The organism is Pseudomonas serboccidentalis, from assembly GCF_028830055.1.
Classification (GTDB): domain Bacteria; phylum Pseudomonadota; class Gammaproteobacteria; order Pseudomonadales; family Pseudomonadaceae; genus Aquipseudomonas; species Aquipseudomonas serboccidentalis.
Genome location: NZ_CP101655.1, coordinates 5,773,452 through 5,790,244 on the forward strand (window position 1 = coordinate 5,773,452; position 16,793 = coordinate 5,790,244).

Below are 16,793 nucleotides of genomic sequence, written 5' to 3' on the forward strand. Positions count from 1 at the left end.
CTCCTACAGGGGAATGCGGTCTTCTGTAGGGGCTGCCGAAGGCTGCGATCTTTTAAAGCGCGAAAGCGCTTATAGTCTGCTCAACTCCCCCAAATAGTCCGCCCCATGAAACAGACCCCCACCGATCTGGACCAGATCACCGCCACCACCCTCGGCCATTACAACTCGGTGGCTGAAGACTTCCGCGAAGGCACCCGCGATCACGATGTCAGCCAGAACATCGACGCGCTGCTGCGGCACATCCACAGTACGGCGCCGTTCACGATTCTCGATTTCGGCTGCGGGCCGGGGCGGGACTTGCAGACATTCACGCGCATGGGCCACATCGCCGTCGGCCTCGACGGCGCAGAAAAATTCGCGCAGATGGCGCGGGCAGACAGTGGCTGCGAGGTGTGGTGCCAGGATTTTCTGAAACTCGATCTACCAGCCGAGCGCTTCGACGGGATCTTCGCCAACGCGGTGCTGTTCCATGTGCCATTGCAGGAGTTGCCGCGGGTGCTCAAGCAACTGCACGGCACGCTGAAGCCGGATGGAGTGTTGTTCAGCTCCAATCCGCGTGGAGATAACCGTGAGGGCTGGAACGGGTCACGGTATGGCGCGTATCACGACCTGGAGGCGTGGCGCGGGTTGCTGACGGCGGCGGGCTTTGTCGAGCTTGAACATTACTACCGGCCGGCGGGGCTGCCGCGGGAGCAGCAGCCTTGGCTGGCCAGTGTCTGGCGGCGGGTTGGCTGAAGATCAAAAGATCGCAGCCTTCGGCAGCGCCTACATGGGATTACCGGTAGGAGCTGCCGCAGGCTGCGATCTTTTGCTTTTGCCTTAAGCGGCCTCTTTCTTCGGTTCGCGAATCTTGTACCAGGCCACATACAGCGCCGGCAAAAACAGTAGCGTGAGCAGCGTCGCCACCACGATCCCGCCAATCATCGCGTAAGCCATCGGCCCCCAGAACACTTCCCGGGCAATCGGGATCATGCCCATGCTCGCCGCCGCGGCGGTCAGCAGGATCGGCCGGCGCCGGTGCTCGGTCGCTTCCACCACCGCATCCCACGGCGTCGAACCATTTCTCTCGAACTCATCGATCTGCGTCACGAGGATCACCGAGTTGCGGATGATGATGCCGATCAGAGCCAGAATCCCCAGGATCGCCACGAAGCCCATCGGGGTGCCCGTCGGCACCAACGCCAGCACCACGCCGATCAGCCCCAGCGGCGCAACACTCGCCACCAGGAACATCTTCTGCACGCTGTGCAGCTGGATCATCAGAAAGGTCGCCATCAAAAACAGCATCAATGGCAGAACCTTGGCAATCGGCCCCTGGGCCTTGCCGCTTTCCTCGACCGTACCGCCCGTGGCGACTTTGTAGCCAACGGGCAGCTTGTCGGCAAAGGCATCAATCGACGGCTTGAGCAGTTTCACCAGGTCGGTCGGCTGGATCTCGTCGCGTACCGAGGCCTTGATGGTAATGGTCGGCAAGCGGTCGCGACGCCACACCAGCGGCTGCTCCAGCTCATAACGCACGGTGGCGAACGCCAGCAGCGGGATCGACGTGCCGTTGGGCGTGACAATCTGCAGGTTCTGCAGGGTTTCCGGCGTACCGCGTTCCGAACTCACCGCCCGGCCGACCACGTTGATCAAGTAGATGTCGTCATTGACCTGGGTCAGCGGCGCGCCGCTGACGATGCTGTTCATCAGGTTCGCCACGTCTTCGGACGACAACCCGAGCTGCCGTGCCTTGTCCTGGGCGATGTCGATGCGCAGGACTTTGCCCGGCTCGTTCCAGTCGTAAATGATCTCGCCGATGTGCTGGTTCTTGTCCAGTTCAGTCGCCAGGTCGATGGCGTGCTTGCGCACCTGATCGATGTCCTTGCCACTGACCCGGTACTGGATCGGCCGCCCCACCGGCGGGCCCATTTCCAGCGCCTGCACGTAACTGCCGATGCCGACGAAATCCTTGTGCAAGCGCTCACGCAGACGCTGGCTCAGGGCCTCGCGGGCCTCGAAGTTCTTGCTGACGATCACCAGTTGCGCGTAGTACGGGTTTTGCAGTTGCTGGTCGAGAGGCAAGTAGAAACGGATCGCGCCCTGACCGATGTAGGTACTCCAGCGCACGATGTCCGGGTCACCCTTGAGCGTGGCCTCGAGCTTGTCGACAGCCTTGCGGGTTTCGTCGATGGAGGCGTTTTGCGGCAGGTTGAGGTCGACGAGGATTTCCGGGCGATCCGACGACGGGAAGAACTGGTTCTGCACAAAACGCATGCAGAACACCGCCAGTACAAACAGCAGCACGGTGATACCGATGGCCCACCAGCGATTGCGCATGCACCACAGCAAACCGCCGTTGAAGGCCCGGCCGACGCGGCCCGGCTCGGCTTCATGAGGTTTCACATTGGTGCTGAGGATGTGCACACCGATCACCGGGGCAAAGAACACCGCCACCACCCACGACACGAGCATCGCCACTGCGATCACCGCGAACAGGGTGAAGGTGTACTCGCCGGCGGAACTGGCGTTGAGGCCGATGGGCACGAAACCGGCCACGGTCACCAGCGTACCGGTGAGCATCGGGAACGCCGTGGAGGTGTAGGCGAACGTGGCCGCCTGCTCCTTGCTCTCGCCCATTTCCAGGCGTGTGACCATCATCTCCACGGTGATCATCGCGTCGTCCACCAGCAGACCGAGGGCGATGATCAGCGCACCGAGAGAAATCCGCTGCATGGTGATGCCGCTGTATTCCATGAACAAGAACACCATCGCCAGCACCAGCGGGATCGAGCACGCCACCACCAGCCCGGCACGCACGCCGAGGCTGATGAAGCTGACCACCAGCACGATCACCACCGCTTCGAACAACGCACTGGTGAAACCGCCAACCGCCTCTTCCACCACCACGGCCTGATCGGACACGGTGTGCACGCCGACGCCTACCGGCAGGTCGGCGGTGACCTGGTCGATACGCTGGTGCAACGCCTTGCCGAATTCCTGAACGTTGCCGCCCTTCTGCATGGCAATCGCCAGGCCGATTGCCGGCTTGCCGTCGAAGCGAAATTCCGGGGTGGCCGGGTCAACGTAACCGCGGCTGATGTCGGCGATGTCCGCCAGGCGGTAGAACCGGTCATTGAGCTTGAGATTGACCTCGGCCAAGTCTTTTTCCGAAGCGAACTGCCCCGAGGTGCGCACCGAAATGCGCTCCGGACCGGCCTCGATCACCCCCGCCGGGGTCACGGCGTTCTGCGATTGCAGGCTCTGCACCACCTGACGCTGGTCGATGCCCAGCGCGGCGAGTTTGCGGGTGGAGAAGTTCAGGTAAATCACTTCATCCTGCTGGCCGATCATCTCGATCTTGCCCAGCCCCGGTACGTCGCGGATTTCGGCGCGCGCCTGCTCCACGTAGTCGCGCAACTGGCGCATGGTCAGACCGTCGGCGGTAAACGCATAGACCGAACCGTACACATCGCCGAATTCGTCGTTGAACCCGGGGCCTTGAATGCCCTGAGGAAACTGGCCACGAATGTCGTCGATCTTCTTGCGCACCTGGTACCAGATTTGCGGAATGTCCTTGGCACTGGTGGTGTCGCGCAGGTACACGTACACCGTCGATTCGCCGGGGCGCGTGTAGCTTTTCACGTAGTCGAGGGAATCGAGCTCTTCGAGTTTTTTCTCGATGCGGTCGGTGACCTGCTTGAGGGTTTCCTCCTGGGTCGCGCCCGGCCATTTGGTCTGGATCACCATGGTCTTGATGGTGAACGAGGGGTCTTCTTCGCGGCCCAGATTGAAGTAGGAGAACACCCCCATCAGCAACGCGACGAACATCAGATACCAGACGAACGACTGATGCTTGAGGGCCCATTCGGAGAGATTGAAAGAGCCTTTCATTGACTGTCCTCGTCGAGTTTCACGGCTTGTCCGGGTTTGAGACTGTTGACGCCTGCACTGACCACCTGCTCGCCGGACTTGACCCCGTCGACCAGCACCACAGTGCCGTCGGTACGACTGATCACGCTGACGTCACGGGGCGCAACGGTTTTGCTTTGGGTATCGATCACCCAGATGCGGGTCTTGCCGTCGGCTTCTTGCAGGGCGGTGGCGGGCAACTCGATGCGCGGTTTGATTGCCGAACTGAGGGTCACACTGATTGCCGTGCCGAGGCGGAAGCCGTCCGGCGTATTGGCCAGGGTCAGCCGCGCACGGCGGGTACGCGTGGCGCTTTGTGCCTGCGGTTCGATCTCGCGGATGGTCGCCGTGGTGTTGATACTCGGGTCGAGTTGCCCGGCCACCAGAAACACCACGTCGGAAGGAATTTCATCGACCAGCGTGTCCGGCAGATCGATCACCGCTTCCTTGATGTCCGGCTGCGCCAGGGTCACCACCTGTTGACCGGCCGTCACCACTTGCCCGGCTTCGGCGTTCCACGCAGTGACCACGGCTTTGTGGTCGGAACGCAGTTCGGTGTAGCCCAGTTGATCCTTGCTTTGATTGACCGCCGCCCGCGCCTGATCGAGCGAGGCCTGGGTGGTTTTCAAATCGGTGGTGGCGATGTCCAGTTGCGCCTGCGCGCCGACCCCGCGATCGAACAACGCCTGCTGGCGTCGGGCGTTGGCCTGGGCGTTGATCAGTTGCGCCTGGACCTTGGCCAGATCGCCCTGGGCCGAACGCAACTGGTTCTGCTGATCGGACGGGTCGAGGGTGGCGAGCAGCGTGCCCTTTTGCACCTCGGCGCCGACATCGACGTTACGGCTGGCAATGCGTCCGCCAACGCGAAAACCGGTGTTGCTCTCGTAACGCGCCTGAATGCTGCCGGCGAAACGCCCGAGGGTTTCCTCGTTCAGCGCCTGAACCTTGATCGACAGCACCGGCCGCACCGGCTCTGGTGGTGGTTCGCTTTTTGAGCAGGCGACCAACAGCACCCCCATGGACAACAGCCCCAGACGCTTCATGGCTGAGCTCCCGGTTGCAGACCTTCGTAGGTGTTTTCGGCAATCTCGACTTTCATGCCCGGATGCAACAACTGCCCACCCGCGACAATGACTTTCTCCCCGCCCTTGAGGCCGTCGCTGATAATGACCTTACCGATCAGGTAGCGGCTGACGGTGACGTTGTGCAGCTGCGCTTCGCCTTTGTCGTCGACCATCCACACCGCTGGATCGCTGATGTTTTTGGTCAGCGCCGACCATGGCAATTCCACCGCCGACTTGCCGCTGCCCTTGGCCGTGGCGCTGACCACCGAGCCCAGCTGCATGCCCTGCGGCAGGCTGTCGAGGCTGACTTTGACTTGCACCGTGCCGGACTGCGCCGACACCGCCGGGGTGATTTCACGCACCATACCGGTGGTCTTGATGGCCGGGTTATCGAGCAGACTGACGACAATTGACCGATCCGCCGGGCGCTCGGCCAGCAGCGATTCATAAACGTTGAACACCGCGTCACGGTCGCCATCACGGGCCAGCGAAAAAATCGGCGCGGTGGCCTGCACCACCTGTCCGACTTCGGCCTGACGCTCGGTGATCACCCCCGGCGCTTCGGCGATCAGCGAGGTGTAGCTCAACTGGTCCTTGGCATTGGCCAATTGCGCCTGCGCCGCGCTCAAGGCGCTCTGGCTGCTGCGCAATGCAGCCTGGGCGGAATCGTATTCGCTCTGGCTGGTGTAGCCCTTGGGTAGCAGTTTCTGCTGACGTACGAACGCCGCGGCGCTCTGTTTGACCCGCGCCTGCTCGGCGGTGACCTGGGCTTGAGCGGAATCGACGTTGGTCTGCAGATCCTTGGGATCGAGTTTGGCCAGCACTTGTCTGGCGCTGACCCGGTCGCCGACATCCACCATGCGCTGGATGATCTTGCCACCGACCCGGAACGACAGTTCAGTCTGCACCCGCGCCTGCACATCGCCGGTAAGGGTCACGGCAGCGGCGTAATTGGCCGGTTTGACCTCTTGCACAAAGACCCGTGGCAGGTACTCCGCCGGGGCTTCTTTCTTGCTGCAAGCGGTCAGCAACGTGAGCAGGCTCAGCACGACAACTGTTTTCAATCCGGGACTCGCCATGCAGACTCCTTCCTGTGTACGAACGTGCAAGTGACGATACGACTGTGAGCTTAGAACAGGGTTCAACGTTCGCTCGCGGGAGCAACGCATTTTTCGACAATGATTTCTGTGGCGAGAGAGCTTGCTCCCGCTGGGGTGCGAAGCGCCCCTGAGAGCCCGCATCCGCGTGCTCTCAGTTAACACGGTGGCAGCGTTTGCGACTGCTGCGCAGTCCGGCGCGAGCAAGCTCGCTCGCCACAAGGACACAGGCGCGGCACACTATCGGTTCCGGCAAAGGAAACGCCCATGCTCAAGACCCTGGCGGTGGCCAATTACCGCTCGATCAACAAACTGGTGATTCCGCTGGGCCGGTTGAACCTGATCACCGGCCCCAACGGCAGCGGCAAGTCCAATCTCTATCGGGCCTTGCGCTTGTTGGCGGAGACCGCTCAGGGCGGCGTGGTGAATGCGCTGGCCCGCGAGGGCGGGCTGGATTCGACGTTCTGGGCCGGCCCGGAAACCATCAGCCGGCGCATGCGCAGCGGCGAGGTGGCGGTCGAGCCGACGGTGCGTCAGGGCGTCAAACGTCTGCGCCTGGGGTTTGCCGGGGAGGATTTCAGCTATTGCATCAGCCTCGGCCTGCCCGACTCCAATGGACATTTCATGTTGCCGGGGGACAGTCATCCCAGCCCCTCGCGCTTCAGCCTCGATCCGCAGATCAAGCGCGAATGCATCTGGGCCGGTCCGCTCTATCGCCCGGCGAGCCTGCTGGTGGATCGCAACGGCCCGATGATCCGCGCCCGCGAAGCCCGCAGCTGGGACGTGCTCGCGCAGCACACGCCGAACTTCGACAGCCTGTTCGATCAGGTCGGCAGCCTGCGCAGTTCACCGGAAGTGTTCCAGATGCGTGAGTTCATTCGCCGCTGGCGCTTCTACGATCACTTTCGCAGCGACGTCGACGCCCCGGTGCGCCAACCGCAACTGGGCACCCGCACGCCGGTGCTGCACCACGACGGCCGCGACTTGGCCGCGGCGTTGCAGACCATCAATGAAATCGGCGACCCCGAAGCGTTGCAGGCCGCAATCAGCGATGCGTTTCCCGGCGCACGGCTGAACATCGCACCGTTGGCCGGCGGACGCTTTGCCATCGAGTTCTTTCAGGAGGGCTTGTTGCGGCCGCTGTCGGCAGCGGAACTGTCAGATGGGACGTTGCGTTATCTGCTGCTGGTCGCGGCTCTGCTGACACCGAGACCGCCGACATTGATGGTGCTGAACGAACCGGAAACCAGTCTGCACCCGGACCTGCTACCGGCGCTGGCGCGGTTGATCATTCGTGCCTCACAGGAGTGTCAGGTGTGGGTGGTGTCCCATGCGCGGCGGTTGATTTCGGCGCTGCAGCAAGACCCCGAGTGCAATTGCATTGTGCTGGAGAAGACGCTGGGGCAGACCGGGATCGTCGGGCAGCGGGTGTTGGATGAACCGGCGTGGAACTGGCCGGACTAACCCCACCTGATCATTCCCACGCTCTGAGTGGGAACGATCAGGTGGGGTTAGTCCGGCCACTTGCCACCTTCCACAATCACACTCTCAGCCTGGTGTCATCGCTCAGCAGATCCTTGGCAAAACGCCGACCAATCTCGGTGTCGAAGCCGACGTAGCGCCCAGCCTCATCGACGAAACCGAAAACTATCCTGTGGGTTTGCCGGGAAGGAATAAGAAGGCTATTTTCCTTTGCGCTGTAGGAAGGATCTTTTTTGCACGAAAGCCCTCCAAGGACGAACAGCTTTTGGCCAGACTCCCCCGGCCAAACCATTACAAGGAAGACAACATGGACGTAAAAGTGCCGCAGCGACTGGATCCGCAGGACATTGTGAAATTACTCGTGGCGTTGCGTCGGGCGTTGAAGACCCAAGTGGCCTGAGCCTGGAGCCCGAAGCGAGGCACAGTTGTGGCGAGGGGGCTTGCCCCCGTTGGGTCGCGTAGCGGCCCGCTTTGATCTAGAAAAGGGCCTGCTGCGCAGTCCAACGGGGGCAAGCCCCCTCGCCACAACAGCATTCACATGCCCCAATTCGAACAAGTGCAAAAACGCCGATGACCATCACTGGCCATCGGCGTTTTCATACTTTGAAAGGGTAGTTCAGGCGTCAGATCAGAACGCCGGCAGTACCGCGCCGTTGTACTTCTTCTCGATGAACGCTTTGACTTCCGGGCTGGTCAGGGCCGCAGCCAGTTTCTTGATGGCGTCGCTGTTCTTGTTGTCCTCACGGGCCACCAGGAAGTTCACGTAAGGCGAATCGGCACCTTCGATCACCAGAGCGTCCTTGGTCGGGTTCAGCTTGGCTTCCAGCGCGTAGTTGGTGTTGATCATGTCCAGATCAACTTCTTTCAGCACGCGTGGCAGCAGGGCCGATTCCAGTTCCTTGAACTTGAAGTTGTGCGGGTTCTTGGCGATGTCTTTCGGAGTCGCCAGCGCGTTGTTCGGATCCTTCAGTTCGATCAGGCCAGCCTTCTGCAGCAGGATCAGGGCACGGCCGCTGTTGCTGCCTTCGTTCGGGATGGCGATGGTGGCGCCGTCCGGCAGATCAGCCAGTTTCTTGTACTTGCTCGAGTAGCCACCGAACGGTTCAACGTGCACGCCTTGTACAGTGACCAGGTACTTGGACTTGTCATCCTTGTATTTGCCAGCGTTGAAGCTGTCCAGGTAAGGCTTGGTCTGGAAGTAGTTGGCGTCCAGACGCTTCTCGCCGACTTGCACGTTCGGTTGCACGTAGTCGGTGAAGACTTTGATTTCCAGATCCACGCCTTCTTTGGCAAGGGTCGGTTTGATCAGCTCGAGGATTTCAGCGTGCGGTACCGGGGTCGCCGCGACCACCAGTTTCTCGCCGGCCTGGGCCAGACCAGCAGTCAGAGCAGCCGCCAATGCGGTAAACAACAGAACCTTTTTCATGCAGTGTCCTTATCGAGAATCACGATCGCGGATGGCGACGGCTATTAATACGAGTGCCAGTGAAGTGCTATCTCTGGCGTGACGCAGACAATACCGGGATTTTTTATTCCCGGACAATAACGTTTATTCACTTTGATATTCCATTTTGCTCATACACGCGAGATAGACAGGTAGGAGCTGCCGCAGGCTGCGATCTTTTGATTTTCAATAGCTTGAAACCGCTGAAGATCAAAAGATCGCAGCCTGCGGCAACTCCTACATGAGCCCGACGTCTTTCAGTAACTGCTTTAGCGCCTGCTGCTCGGAAGCGGTGCCATTTCCCAGGATTTGTTTGATCTGGCTTTCGATCTGCACCCGCGCCGGTGGCAGGTTCAGGTGTTCCGGGAGGATTTCATCACCAGTGCTGACCAGCAGCGCAAAGTGAATGACGTTTTCCAGCTCGCGGGTGTTGCCCGGCCAGCTGTGGCGCTCCAACAGGTGTTGCGCCGCTTCGCTGATCAACGGCACCGGCAGGTCGAGGCGTTGGCTGTAGATGCCGAGAAAATATTCCGCCAGCGACAGGATGTCGCCGATTCGCTCGCGCAGCGCCGGCAATTCCAGTTGCCCTTCGCTGAGGTAGTGATAAAGCCGTTCATGGAATTTCCCTGCGTCCACCGCTTGCGCCAGGTCGATGCTGGTCGCCGCCACCAGGCGCACGTCCACCGGGCTCGGCTGATGGGCTCCGACACGGGTAACTTCGTGGTTTTCCAGAGCGGCGAGCAATTTGATCTGGATCGGCAACGGCAGGTCGCCAATCTCATCCAGATACAACGTGCCGCCATTGGCCGAACCGAACCAGCCGGCGCGGCTGCTGGCCGAGCCTGTGTAACTGCCAGCGGCATAGCCGAACAGTTCGGCATCGGCGTAGGTCGGGCTGATCGCGCCGCAATTGACCGAGACGAACAGACCGCTGCGATCACTGGCCCGGTGGATGTGGCGGGCGAGCAGCTCTTTACCGGTACCGGTCTCGCCACGGATCAACACCGAGATGGCACGCGGTGCCAGGTGCTCCAGCTCTTCGCGCAATTGGCGCGAACGTGGATCGACGAAGACCAGCGCCTTGGCGCGGATGCTCAGGGGGCTTTTTTCCGCATCGGGAAAGGTCAGCAACGGCTGACCGAACGTTTCAAAACTCATGGCAGACTCCCGCCCACAACCGCCGGGAGACGGGGGCGATCAAAAAGAAAATGTACAACTCAAGCGCGACGCCGGGCGTGGTGTTCCAGGCGGTTTTGCAGGCGATAGAGGTAAGCGAACCCCTGCTCCCAGCGCTGATGCCCGGACTTGACGTTAATGTGCCCGGCCCCGGCGAGAATCCCCGCCTCGGCGCCCCAGTTACGCGCCAGTTCCAGTGCACGCGGGGCACTGACGGCGGCGTCATTGTCGGAGGCGACGACCTGGCTGGGGAACGGCAGCAGATCGCTCGGGATCGGGGCGAAATTGCGCAGCGCCGGCGCGCAGGTCGGACGCTCGACATCCGCAGGCGCGACCAGCAACGCCCCGCGCACCTGCCGCAGGTACTGCAGCGGCGCAGTGGCCGCCCAATGCGCAACGGTGACGCAGCCGAGGCTGTGGGCGATCAGGATCACGGGCGTGCTGTCGGCGGCAATCGCCTCGGCCAGCGCAGCGACCCAGTCTTCACGTCGTGGCGTCAGCCAGTCGGCCTGCTCCACCCGGGCGCTGTTGGGCAGGCTGTTTTGCCAGTGGGTTTGCCAATGATCTTCTGGCGATCCTTGCCAGCCCGGCACAATCAGATAGCGGATTGATTCGTTGCGCATGGGGGAGCTCTCCTGCGTCGTGTCTGTTCCTGATCGAGTATAGGGACGGGATTTATATTCGGTAAGGAATAAGAAGCTATTTGTTAATACCTGAAACGAATATAAATCGCTCTCTGTAGGAGCTGCCGAAGGCTGCGATCTTTTGACCCTGTTTTTTAAGATCAAAAGATCGCAGCCTTCGGCAGCTCCTACAGAGCAGGGCCGTTCGGGATAAAAAAGGGCCGCACCCTGCCAAGGAGACGGCCCCGGAAAAACGAAAATCCTGTTACCGCGCCGTGATCACCGACAATTTGGTAATCCCCGCCCGCTCGATCGAAGCCATGGCTCGCGCCACTTCGCCGTAGTTCACCCCGTCGTCGGCCTGCAGTTGCACGCGCACTTCCGGGTCCTTGGCTTTCGCCGACTTGAGGTTGAATTCCAGCAGGTCCGGCTGAATCTCATCCTTGTTGATAAACAGTTTGCCGGCGCCGTCGATGCTCACCACCAGCGGGTCTTTCTGCTCGACCGGCGCCACGGCTTCGGTCTTCGGCAGGTTGATCGGAATCGCGTTGGTCAGCAGCGGCGCGGTGACGATAAACACCACCAGCAGCACCAGCATCACGTCCACCAGCGGCGTCACGTTGATCTCGCTCAGCACCTCGTCGCTGTCTTGCGTGGAGAAGGCCATATCAGGACGCCTCCTTCACTTTTGTCGCGTTGCCCGGCGCTGCTACCTTGTTCGCGGTCGGGTGGATCAGCACGCGGAACGAGCTCTTCTGCGCCAGGCTGTAGAAGTCATGAGCGAAGTCATCCAGATCCGCGGCGGTCAGTTTCAGACGCCGCAAAAAGTAGTTGTAAACCAGCACCGCCGGCACCGCGACGGCGATCCCCACACCGGTGGCGACCAGTGCTGCACCGATCGGTCCGGCCACGGTTTCCAGGCTCGCCGAGCCGGCCGCGCTGATGCCTTTCAACGCCTCCATGATTCCCCACACCGTGCCGAACAGGCCAATGAACGGCGAAGTACTGCCAATACTCGCGACCACCGCCAGACCGGTTTCCAGCGAACGGCGTTCGCGCACGATCTGCTGACGCAAGGCGCGCTCCAGTCGATCCTGATGGTTGATCGCCTGGCTCAGGTCATTGGCCTGTGGCGCCTCGCCCACCTGAATCGCCGCGTAACCGGCCTGCGCCACCCTGGCTGCAGCCCCGGGTTGGGTTTCGCTCAACTCGGCGGCGGAATCCAGACTCGACGCCGCCCAGAAGCGCTTATGAAACTTGCGATCCTGCGCCTTCAGACGCCCGAACTGCACAGCCTTGAGCAGGGCCAGCCCCCAAGTGGCGACGGAAAAAACCACCAGCAGCCAGATCACCGCGCTTTCGATGGATTCCAGTGGAGATGCCAGTAACGTCATGATGTGTTCCCTCGTGTAAACGTTTAGCGCGAAATAGGTTTCGGTTTAATGAATCTTGAAATCGATGGGCACGCTGACCCAGCCATCCTGGGCAACATCACCCTGCTTGGCCGGGACGAAGCTCCACTGCTTGACCGCGTTCAGCGCTGCATCGTCGAGCTGTTGCCGGCCACTGCTTTTCTGGATCTGGATCTCGCCCGGTTTGCCATTGGCCAACACGTGCACCCTTAGCATCACCGTGCCCTCCCAACCGCGACGCTGGGCCAGCGACGGGTATTCCGGCGCCGGGTTCTTCAAATACGCGGCGTTGGCCGAGGCCGGTGTCACCGGCGCTGGGGCCGGTGGTGCAGGTGGCGCTGGCGCAGCGACCGGGGCTGCCGGTTGCGGCGGCGCGGGTGGTTGCTCAACGGCTTTTGCCGCCGGTTTCGGAACCGGTTTGGCCACCGGTTTCGGCTTGGGTTTGGGGATCGGCTTGGGCGGTGGCGGCTTCACCGCCAGTTCGTCTTCAACCGGCGGTGGCGGCTCGATCACCGGCGCCGGTGGCGGCGGTTCGACCACTGGCGGTGCTGGCGGCGCCGGCCGCGAAAACTCGATGGTCATCGGCGGAATTTCCGGCGGCACGATCGGCAACGCCGGTGTCGGATGCTGATTGATCCAGTAGATCACCGCACCGTGCACCACCAGCGCCAGCACACCCAGCAGGATCGCTTCGCGTCGGCTCAGAATGCCCTTGGGCGCGCGCTGCAAACGCAACTGGCCCAACGGCACGCGATGAGGTCGGCCAAGATCGACCAATTCGCCGCTCGGCGTCTGACGCCACAGCAATTCCTGTGCGCTGGCGGCGGTCTGGACATTGCCCATTGATTCACTCCCTGCGGTCTTTTTGCGTTCTCTACAAAAACTGCCGATCCGCCGTTTGTTGAATCCCCCACGACAGATCGATGGGTTAATCATTGGGTCTGACGCTTATCTCCGAAAGTAATTTTTCAGGTTATACATAGACCATTCGGAAATATGAGAACTGATCATTTTTCGCAGCCCCATGCCAATCAAGGGCTGTAGCCGAACGGACGAAATCCGATGCTTTTCAAGCATCAGAAATATTCGTACAAGGTATGGGTTCGTCTACATGCCCACTTACAACAATCACATTGCATGAGTTGTCACGAGCGCATTAGATCGCTATCGCGTTATCAATCGACTCAGGAAGAGTAAGCATGCAATCAAGCAAATGGACATTGATCTACATGGCGCTATTACTGGCGCCGCTATCGCTCGCCACTGCCAGGGACACGGCCCCGGTTGAGTTGGAAATCACCAATAAAACCGGTTTTCCGATTTATGTGTTTCAGGGAAAGTGGCGCGGTGTGGTTTTGCCGGATGAACACTTTCAGGCCAAAGACTACAAATCATCGGCGTTGACCGTCTCAACTTCGACGCCCGAGGCGGGATTCAAGTTTGTCACGCTCAGTCAGGCAAAGGGCTGTAAAGCACAAACGTGTATCTTGATCGACGGCAACTGAATGTTGCCGAAGGGAAATATCAGACACATGCGCCGCCTATAAAAAAGCCGCCATACCCGATGAGGGTATGGCGGCTCTTATTTACAGTGCTTATTGTTTTACGAATTCCCCGGCCAGCCCTACAACATCGCCATCAAAGTTATTGCGTGAGCCAACCGCACGAACTTTCGAATAGTTGTGGTCCGGCGAGAACAATGTCCAGGACTGATAACCCGTGCCGTCATTGAGGGCCGTGAACGTGATGATCGTAGGCTGGCCGGTGCTGTTCTGGAAATGGTAATGCCCATAAGCGATGTCGTAGTTCACGCCGTTCTGGCTGAACTTGCCGCTGAAAGTGCCGTTGGAATCGTTGCCATCGGTAATTGTCAGTTTGGCGCCAGCGTTAGCGTTTACATAATTGCCATTAATGCTCGACATAACGAGATTCCTTTATCGTTGGATAAGTGTCTTCCGATGAGAGCAAGTTTCCTCCTGGAAACTCACGACAGTCAGGATGGTTCGACATTCAAATATTGTCCACGCCACAAACTAACGAAATTGCAATAACCACTGTTCTGGTTACTCATAAGTTATTGCCAATCCGTCGAGCATTAATTCCATTTCTACTAATGACTCACGTTGGTCTGCTGCACGCCAATGGCGGGCAACATGATGCAGCGCCTTGAACGATCCAATCAGAAGTCGTAGCGACCGGTCACACCGAGGGTGCGCGGGGTGCCGAGCAGGCCTTCGTAGCCGCCGTTGCCGCCGGTCCACAGGGTCGTGTAGTAGGTTTTGTCGAAGGCGTTTTTCAGCCACAGCGAGACGTCCCACTGCCCCTGGTTGAAGTCGCCGCGCAGGCCGGTGGAGACGTTGACCACGGCGTAGCTCGGGATCTGCCCGTAGTCGGAATCCTCGACCGTGCCCACGGCTTTGGAACGGAACGCATAGCTGGCGGTGACGTAGGGTTCGAAGCCGTTGGCCAGATTCCATTTGTATTCGCCGTTGGCGTTGCCGATCCATTTCGAAGCGCCGACCACCTGATGACCGCTGAGGTCGCAAGAGGCCGGCGCGCCCGGTGCCTGGCTGACTTCCGGCGGGCACGGCGCATCTTTGTACGAGAGGTAGCTGACGTCGTTGTACGAGCCGTTGAAATTCAGGGTCAGGCCACGCAGCGGGATCACCGTGCTTTCAAACTCGACGCCGCGTGAGCGCACGGAGCCGGCATTGGTCAGGTACTGCACGCGATTGACGTCGTCGTAGGCGTTGGTCTGGTAGGCGTTGACCTGGGTCCAGAACACGTTGGCGTTGAGCTGCAGACGGCGATCCCACAGGGTGCTTTTGAAGCCGAGTTCGGCGTTGTTGGCGCGCTCGGTGCCGATCAGCAGCGAGTCGGCGCCAGCGGTGGGCGCAGACCCCACCGCGAGGTTCACCCCACCGGATTTTTCGCCGTGGGACAGGGTGGCGTAGCCGAGCAGATCATCGGTGATGCGATAGCTGAGGTTGAGCAACCCGGACGGGCTGGAGCTGTACTGATTGAGATCGCCGGAGTCGTAGGCACCGGTACGTCCGCGTCGAGCGGTGGCCGCTGCGCCGGTCACCGCAGCGCCACCGACTGGCGCATCGCGGGTGACCCAGGCGTTTTTCTCTTCATAGGTGCCGCGCACTCCGGCAGTGAAATCCAGACGCTCGGTCAGGTGCCAGGTGCCTTGGGCGAACAGCGCGAAACTGTCGGTCTTGATATGGCCATTGCCGACGCTGCCGACATTGGCCAGGGCACCGCGCGGCGTGCCATTCCAGATGTCGGCCTGCGGGCCGTAATAGGCGAAGGATTTGTTGTCCAGATCCGAGCCGAAGTAGTACGCGCCCACCACATAATCGAAGAACTCGCCCTTGGGCGAAGCCAGACGGAATTCCTGCGAGTACTGTTTGTCTTCCACCGAGACGCCGGCGTTATAGGTCGCCGCCACGTTGAGGCCATCATCGTTGGCCGGGGTGAAATTCCAGAAGCGGTAGGAGCTGATCGAGGTCAGGGTGAAATCGCTCGGCAACGTCCAGTTGGCCTCCACCGACGTGCCGCCCTGATGCACGGTGACGTGCTGGTCGTTGTCCAGATTGACCTTGCGGTGCGACCCGTTGACCAGTGTCGCGCCAGCGGCATTGGCTCGCGATTGATAGAGGTTGACGCCGTTGATAGTCGGCCCGGTGTTGTACAGCACGCGCGTGCCGGCGCTGGAGTCCTCTTCGTTGTAGTCGCCGATCCAGCGCAGATTGAAATCTTCGTTGGGCTTGAACAGCAACTGCGCACGGAAGCCATCGCGCGATCCGCCATTCAGGTCATGGCCGTTGTATTCGTTCTTGATGTCGCCGTCGCTGCGAGTGCGATAGGCCGAAAAGCGTCCGGCCAGTTGATCGTTGAGCGGCCCGGAAATGGTGCCCTTGGTCTGGAAATAACCGTCCTCGCCGACCGAGGTTTCGATGCTGCGTTCCGGCGTGAAGGTCGGCGCGCGCGTGCTGATGTTGATCACCCCGGCGGTGGTGTTCTTGCCGAACAGCGTGCCCTGCGGCCCGCGCAGGACTTCAAGCTGTTCGATGTCCATCAGGTCGAACACTGCCATCCCCGGACGGCCCAGGTACACGTTGTCGATGTACAGACCGACGCTGCCTTCCAGGCCGTCGCTGGCCGGGTTGTTGCCCAGGCCGCGAATCGACACGCTGGACTGGCGCGCGTGCATGTAGGCGACGTTGACGCTGGGCACCAGTTGCTGCAGATCCTGAATCCGGTAGACCCGCTGCGTCTCCAGGGTCTGGCCGCTGACCACGCTCATCGGCGTCGGCACGTCTTGCGAACTTTCTTCGCGACGGCGGGTGGTGACGGTCACGGTTTCCAGTTGCGAACTGTTGGCCGTCGGTTTGCCCGCAGACACCGGCGGCGGGTTTTCAGCGTCGGCGGCGTAGCTGTGCGTCCAACTGGCGCTCCCTGCCAGCAACAGGGCCAGAAGCAGGCGTTTGAGCCGTCGTGGCGTTAAGGGTGACGCAAGGTTCAACGGACTCATGGCGCGGCTCCTGGTCAAAAAACACACAGACATCTTCAGCGCTGCATATTCTTTTAAGTTATTT

At 60.6% G+C, this 16,793-nt stretch carries 14 protein-coding genes and 1 pseudogene; 3 read left to right on the forward strand and 12 right to left on the reverse strand.

All coding sequences use genetic code 11. The features are described 5' to 3' along the window. Window positions 1-105 precede the first annotated feature (105 nt). Window positions 106-735 carry a class I SAM-dependent methyltransferase gene (locus NN484_RS26305; protein ID WP_215501161.1) on the forward strand — a complete coding sequence of 210 codons (630 nt, stop codon included), beginning with the start codon at window positions 106-108 and terminating at the stop codon, window positions 733-735. 84 nt (window positions 736-819) lie between these two features. Here the strand turns inward: NN484_RS26305 and NN484_RS26310 are convergent, their stop codons facing one another. From NN484_RS26310 to NN484_RS26320, 3 genes are read right to left on the reverse strand one after another with little or no spacing between them, the layout of a single operon-like run. Next, window positions 820-3,873: an efflux RND transporter permease subunit gene (locus NN484_RS26310; RefSeq protein WP_127648493.1), complete on the reverse strand. Its 3,054-nt coding sequence runs from the start codon at window positions 3,871-3,873 to the stop codon at window positions 820-822. Beyond that, entirely contained in the window at window positions 3,870-4,934 is a 1,065-nt protein-coding gene (locus NN484_RS26315; protein ID WP_215501160.1) for an efflux RND transporter periplasmic adaptor subunit, read from the reverse strand. The genes NN484_RS26310 and NN484_RS26315 overlap by 4 nt, the downstream gene beginning before the upstream one ends. After that, complete coding sequence (locus tag NN484_RS26320) at window positions 4,931-6,034, reverse strand: efflux RND transporter periplasmic adaptor subunit (RefSeq protein WP_215501159.1); 1,104 nt, start codon at window positions 6,032-6,034, stop codon at window positions 4,931-4,933. Before NN484_RS26320 ends, NN484_RS26315 begins: the two co-directional genes overlap by 4 nt. A gap of 285 nt (window positions 6,035-6,319) precedes the next feature. Here NN484_RS26320 and NN484_RS26325 point away from each other — a divergent pair, with 285 nt between their 5' ends. Further along, on the forward strand, window positions 6,320-7,516 hold the full coding sequence (locus NN484_RS26325; RefSeq protein ID WP_215501158.1) for an AAA family ATPase: 1,197 nt from the start codon (window positions 6,320-6,322) through the stop codon (window positions 7,514-7,516). An 85-nt stretch (window positions 7,517-7,601) separates the two neighbouring features. Here NN484_RS26325 and NN484_RS26330 read toward each other — a convergent pair. The 7 genes and pseudogenes from NN484_RS26330 to NN484_RS26360 form a co-directional block, all read right to left on the reverse strand. Next, window positions 7,602-7,745 (reverse strand): annotated as a pseudogene (locus tag NN484_RS26330) (glutamine ABC transporter substrate-binding protein); the annotation flags it as partial. Window positions 7,746-8,162: 417 nt separating this feature from the next. After that, window positions 8,163-8,960 (reverse strand): MetQ/NlpA family ABC transporter substrate-binding protein, encoded by a 798-nt coding sequence (locus NN484_RS26335; RefSeq protein ID WP_127648489.1) that lies wholly within the window; start codon window positions 8,958-8,960, stop codon window positions 8,163-8,165. A gap of 255 nt (window positions 8,961-9,215) precedes the next feature. Then, the gene (locus tag NN484_RS26340) at window positions 9,216-10,136 is read right to left on the reverse strand and encodes a sigma 54-interacting transcriptional regulator (RefSeq protein ID WP_127648488.1); all 921 of its coding nucleotides are present in this window, start codon (window positions 10,134-10,136) and stop codon (window positions 9,216-9,218) included. Between the two features lie 59 nt (window positions 10,137-10,195). Further along, window positions 10,196-10,777: an alpha/beta hydrolase gene (locus NN484_RS26345; RefSeq protein WP_215501157.1), complete on the reverse strand. Its 582-nt coding sequence runs from the start codon at window positions 10,775-10,777 to the stop codon at window positions 10,196-10,198. Between the two features lie 265 nt (window positions 10,778-11,042). Then, entirely contained in the window at window positions 11,043-11,444 is a 402-nt protein-coding gene (locus NN484_RS26350) for an ExbD/TolR family protein (protein WP_003220570.1), read from the reverse strand. Window position 11,445: 1 nt separating this feature from the next. Next, entirely contained in the window at window positions 11,446-12,171 is a 726-nt protein-coding gene (locus NN484_RS26355) for a MotA/TolQ/ExbB proton channel family protein (RefSeq protein WP_096797442.1), read from the reverse strand. A gap of 45 nt (window positions 12,172-12,216) precedes the next feature. After that, complete coding sequence (locus tag NN484_RS26360) at window positions 12,217-13,032, reverse strand: energy transducer TonB (RefSeq protein ID WP_215501155.1); 816 nt, start codon at window positions 13,030-13,032, stop codon at window positions 12,217-12,219. 356 nt (window positions 13,033-13,388) lie between these two features. On the opposite strand from NN484_RS26360, the gene NN484_RS26365 reads away from it, so the two are divergent. Continuing rightward, on the forward strand, window positions 13,389-13,694 hold the full coding sequence (locus NN484_RS26365; protein WP_127648484.1) for a hypothetical protein: 306 nt from the start codon (window positions 13,389-13,391) through the stop codon (window positions 13,692-13,694). Between the two features lie 90 nt (window positions 13,695-13,784). Here NN484_RS26365 and NN484_RS26370 read toward each other — a convergent pair whose 3' ends face one another. Further along, on the reverse strand, window positions 13,785-14,111 hold the full coding sequence (locus NN484_RS26370; protein ID WP_274658295.1) for a hypothetical protein: 327 nt from the start codon (window positions 14,109-14,111) through the stop codon (window positions 13,785-13,787). Window positions 14,112-14,368: 257 nt separating this feature from the next. After that, on the reverse strand, window positions 14,369-16,729 hold the full coding sequence (locus tag NN484_RS26375; protein ID WP_274658296.1) for a TonB-dependent receptor: 2,361 nt from the start codon (window positions 16,727-16,729) through the stop codon (window positions 14,369-14,371). Window positions 16,730-16,793: the final 64 nt, after the last annotated feature.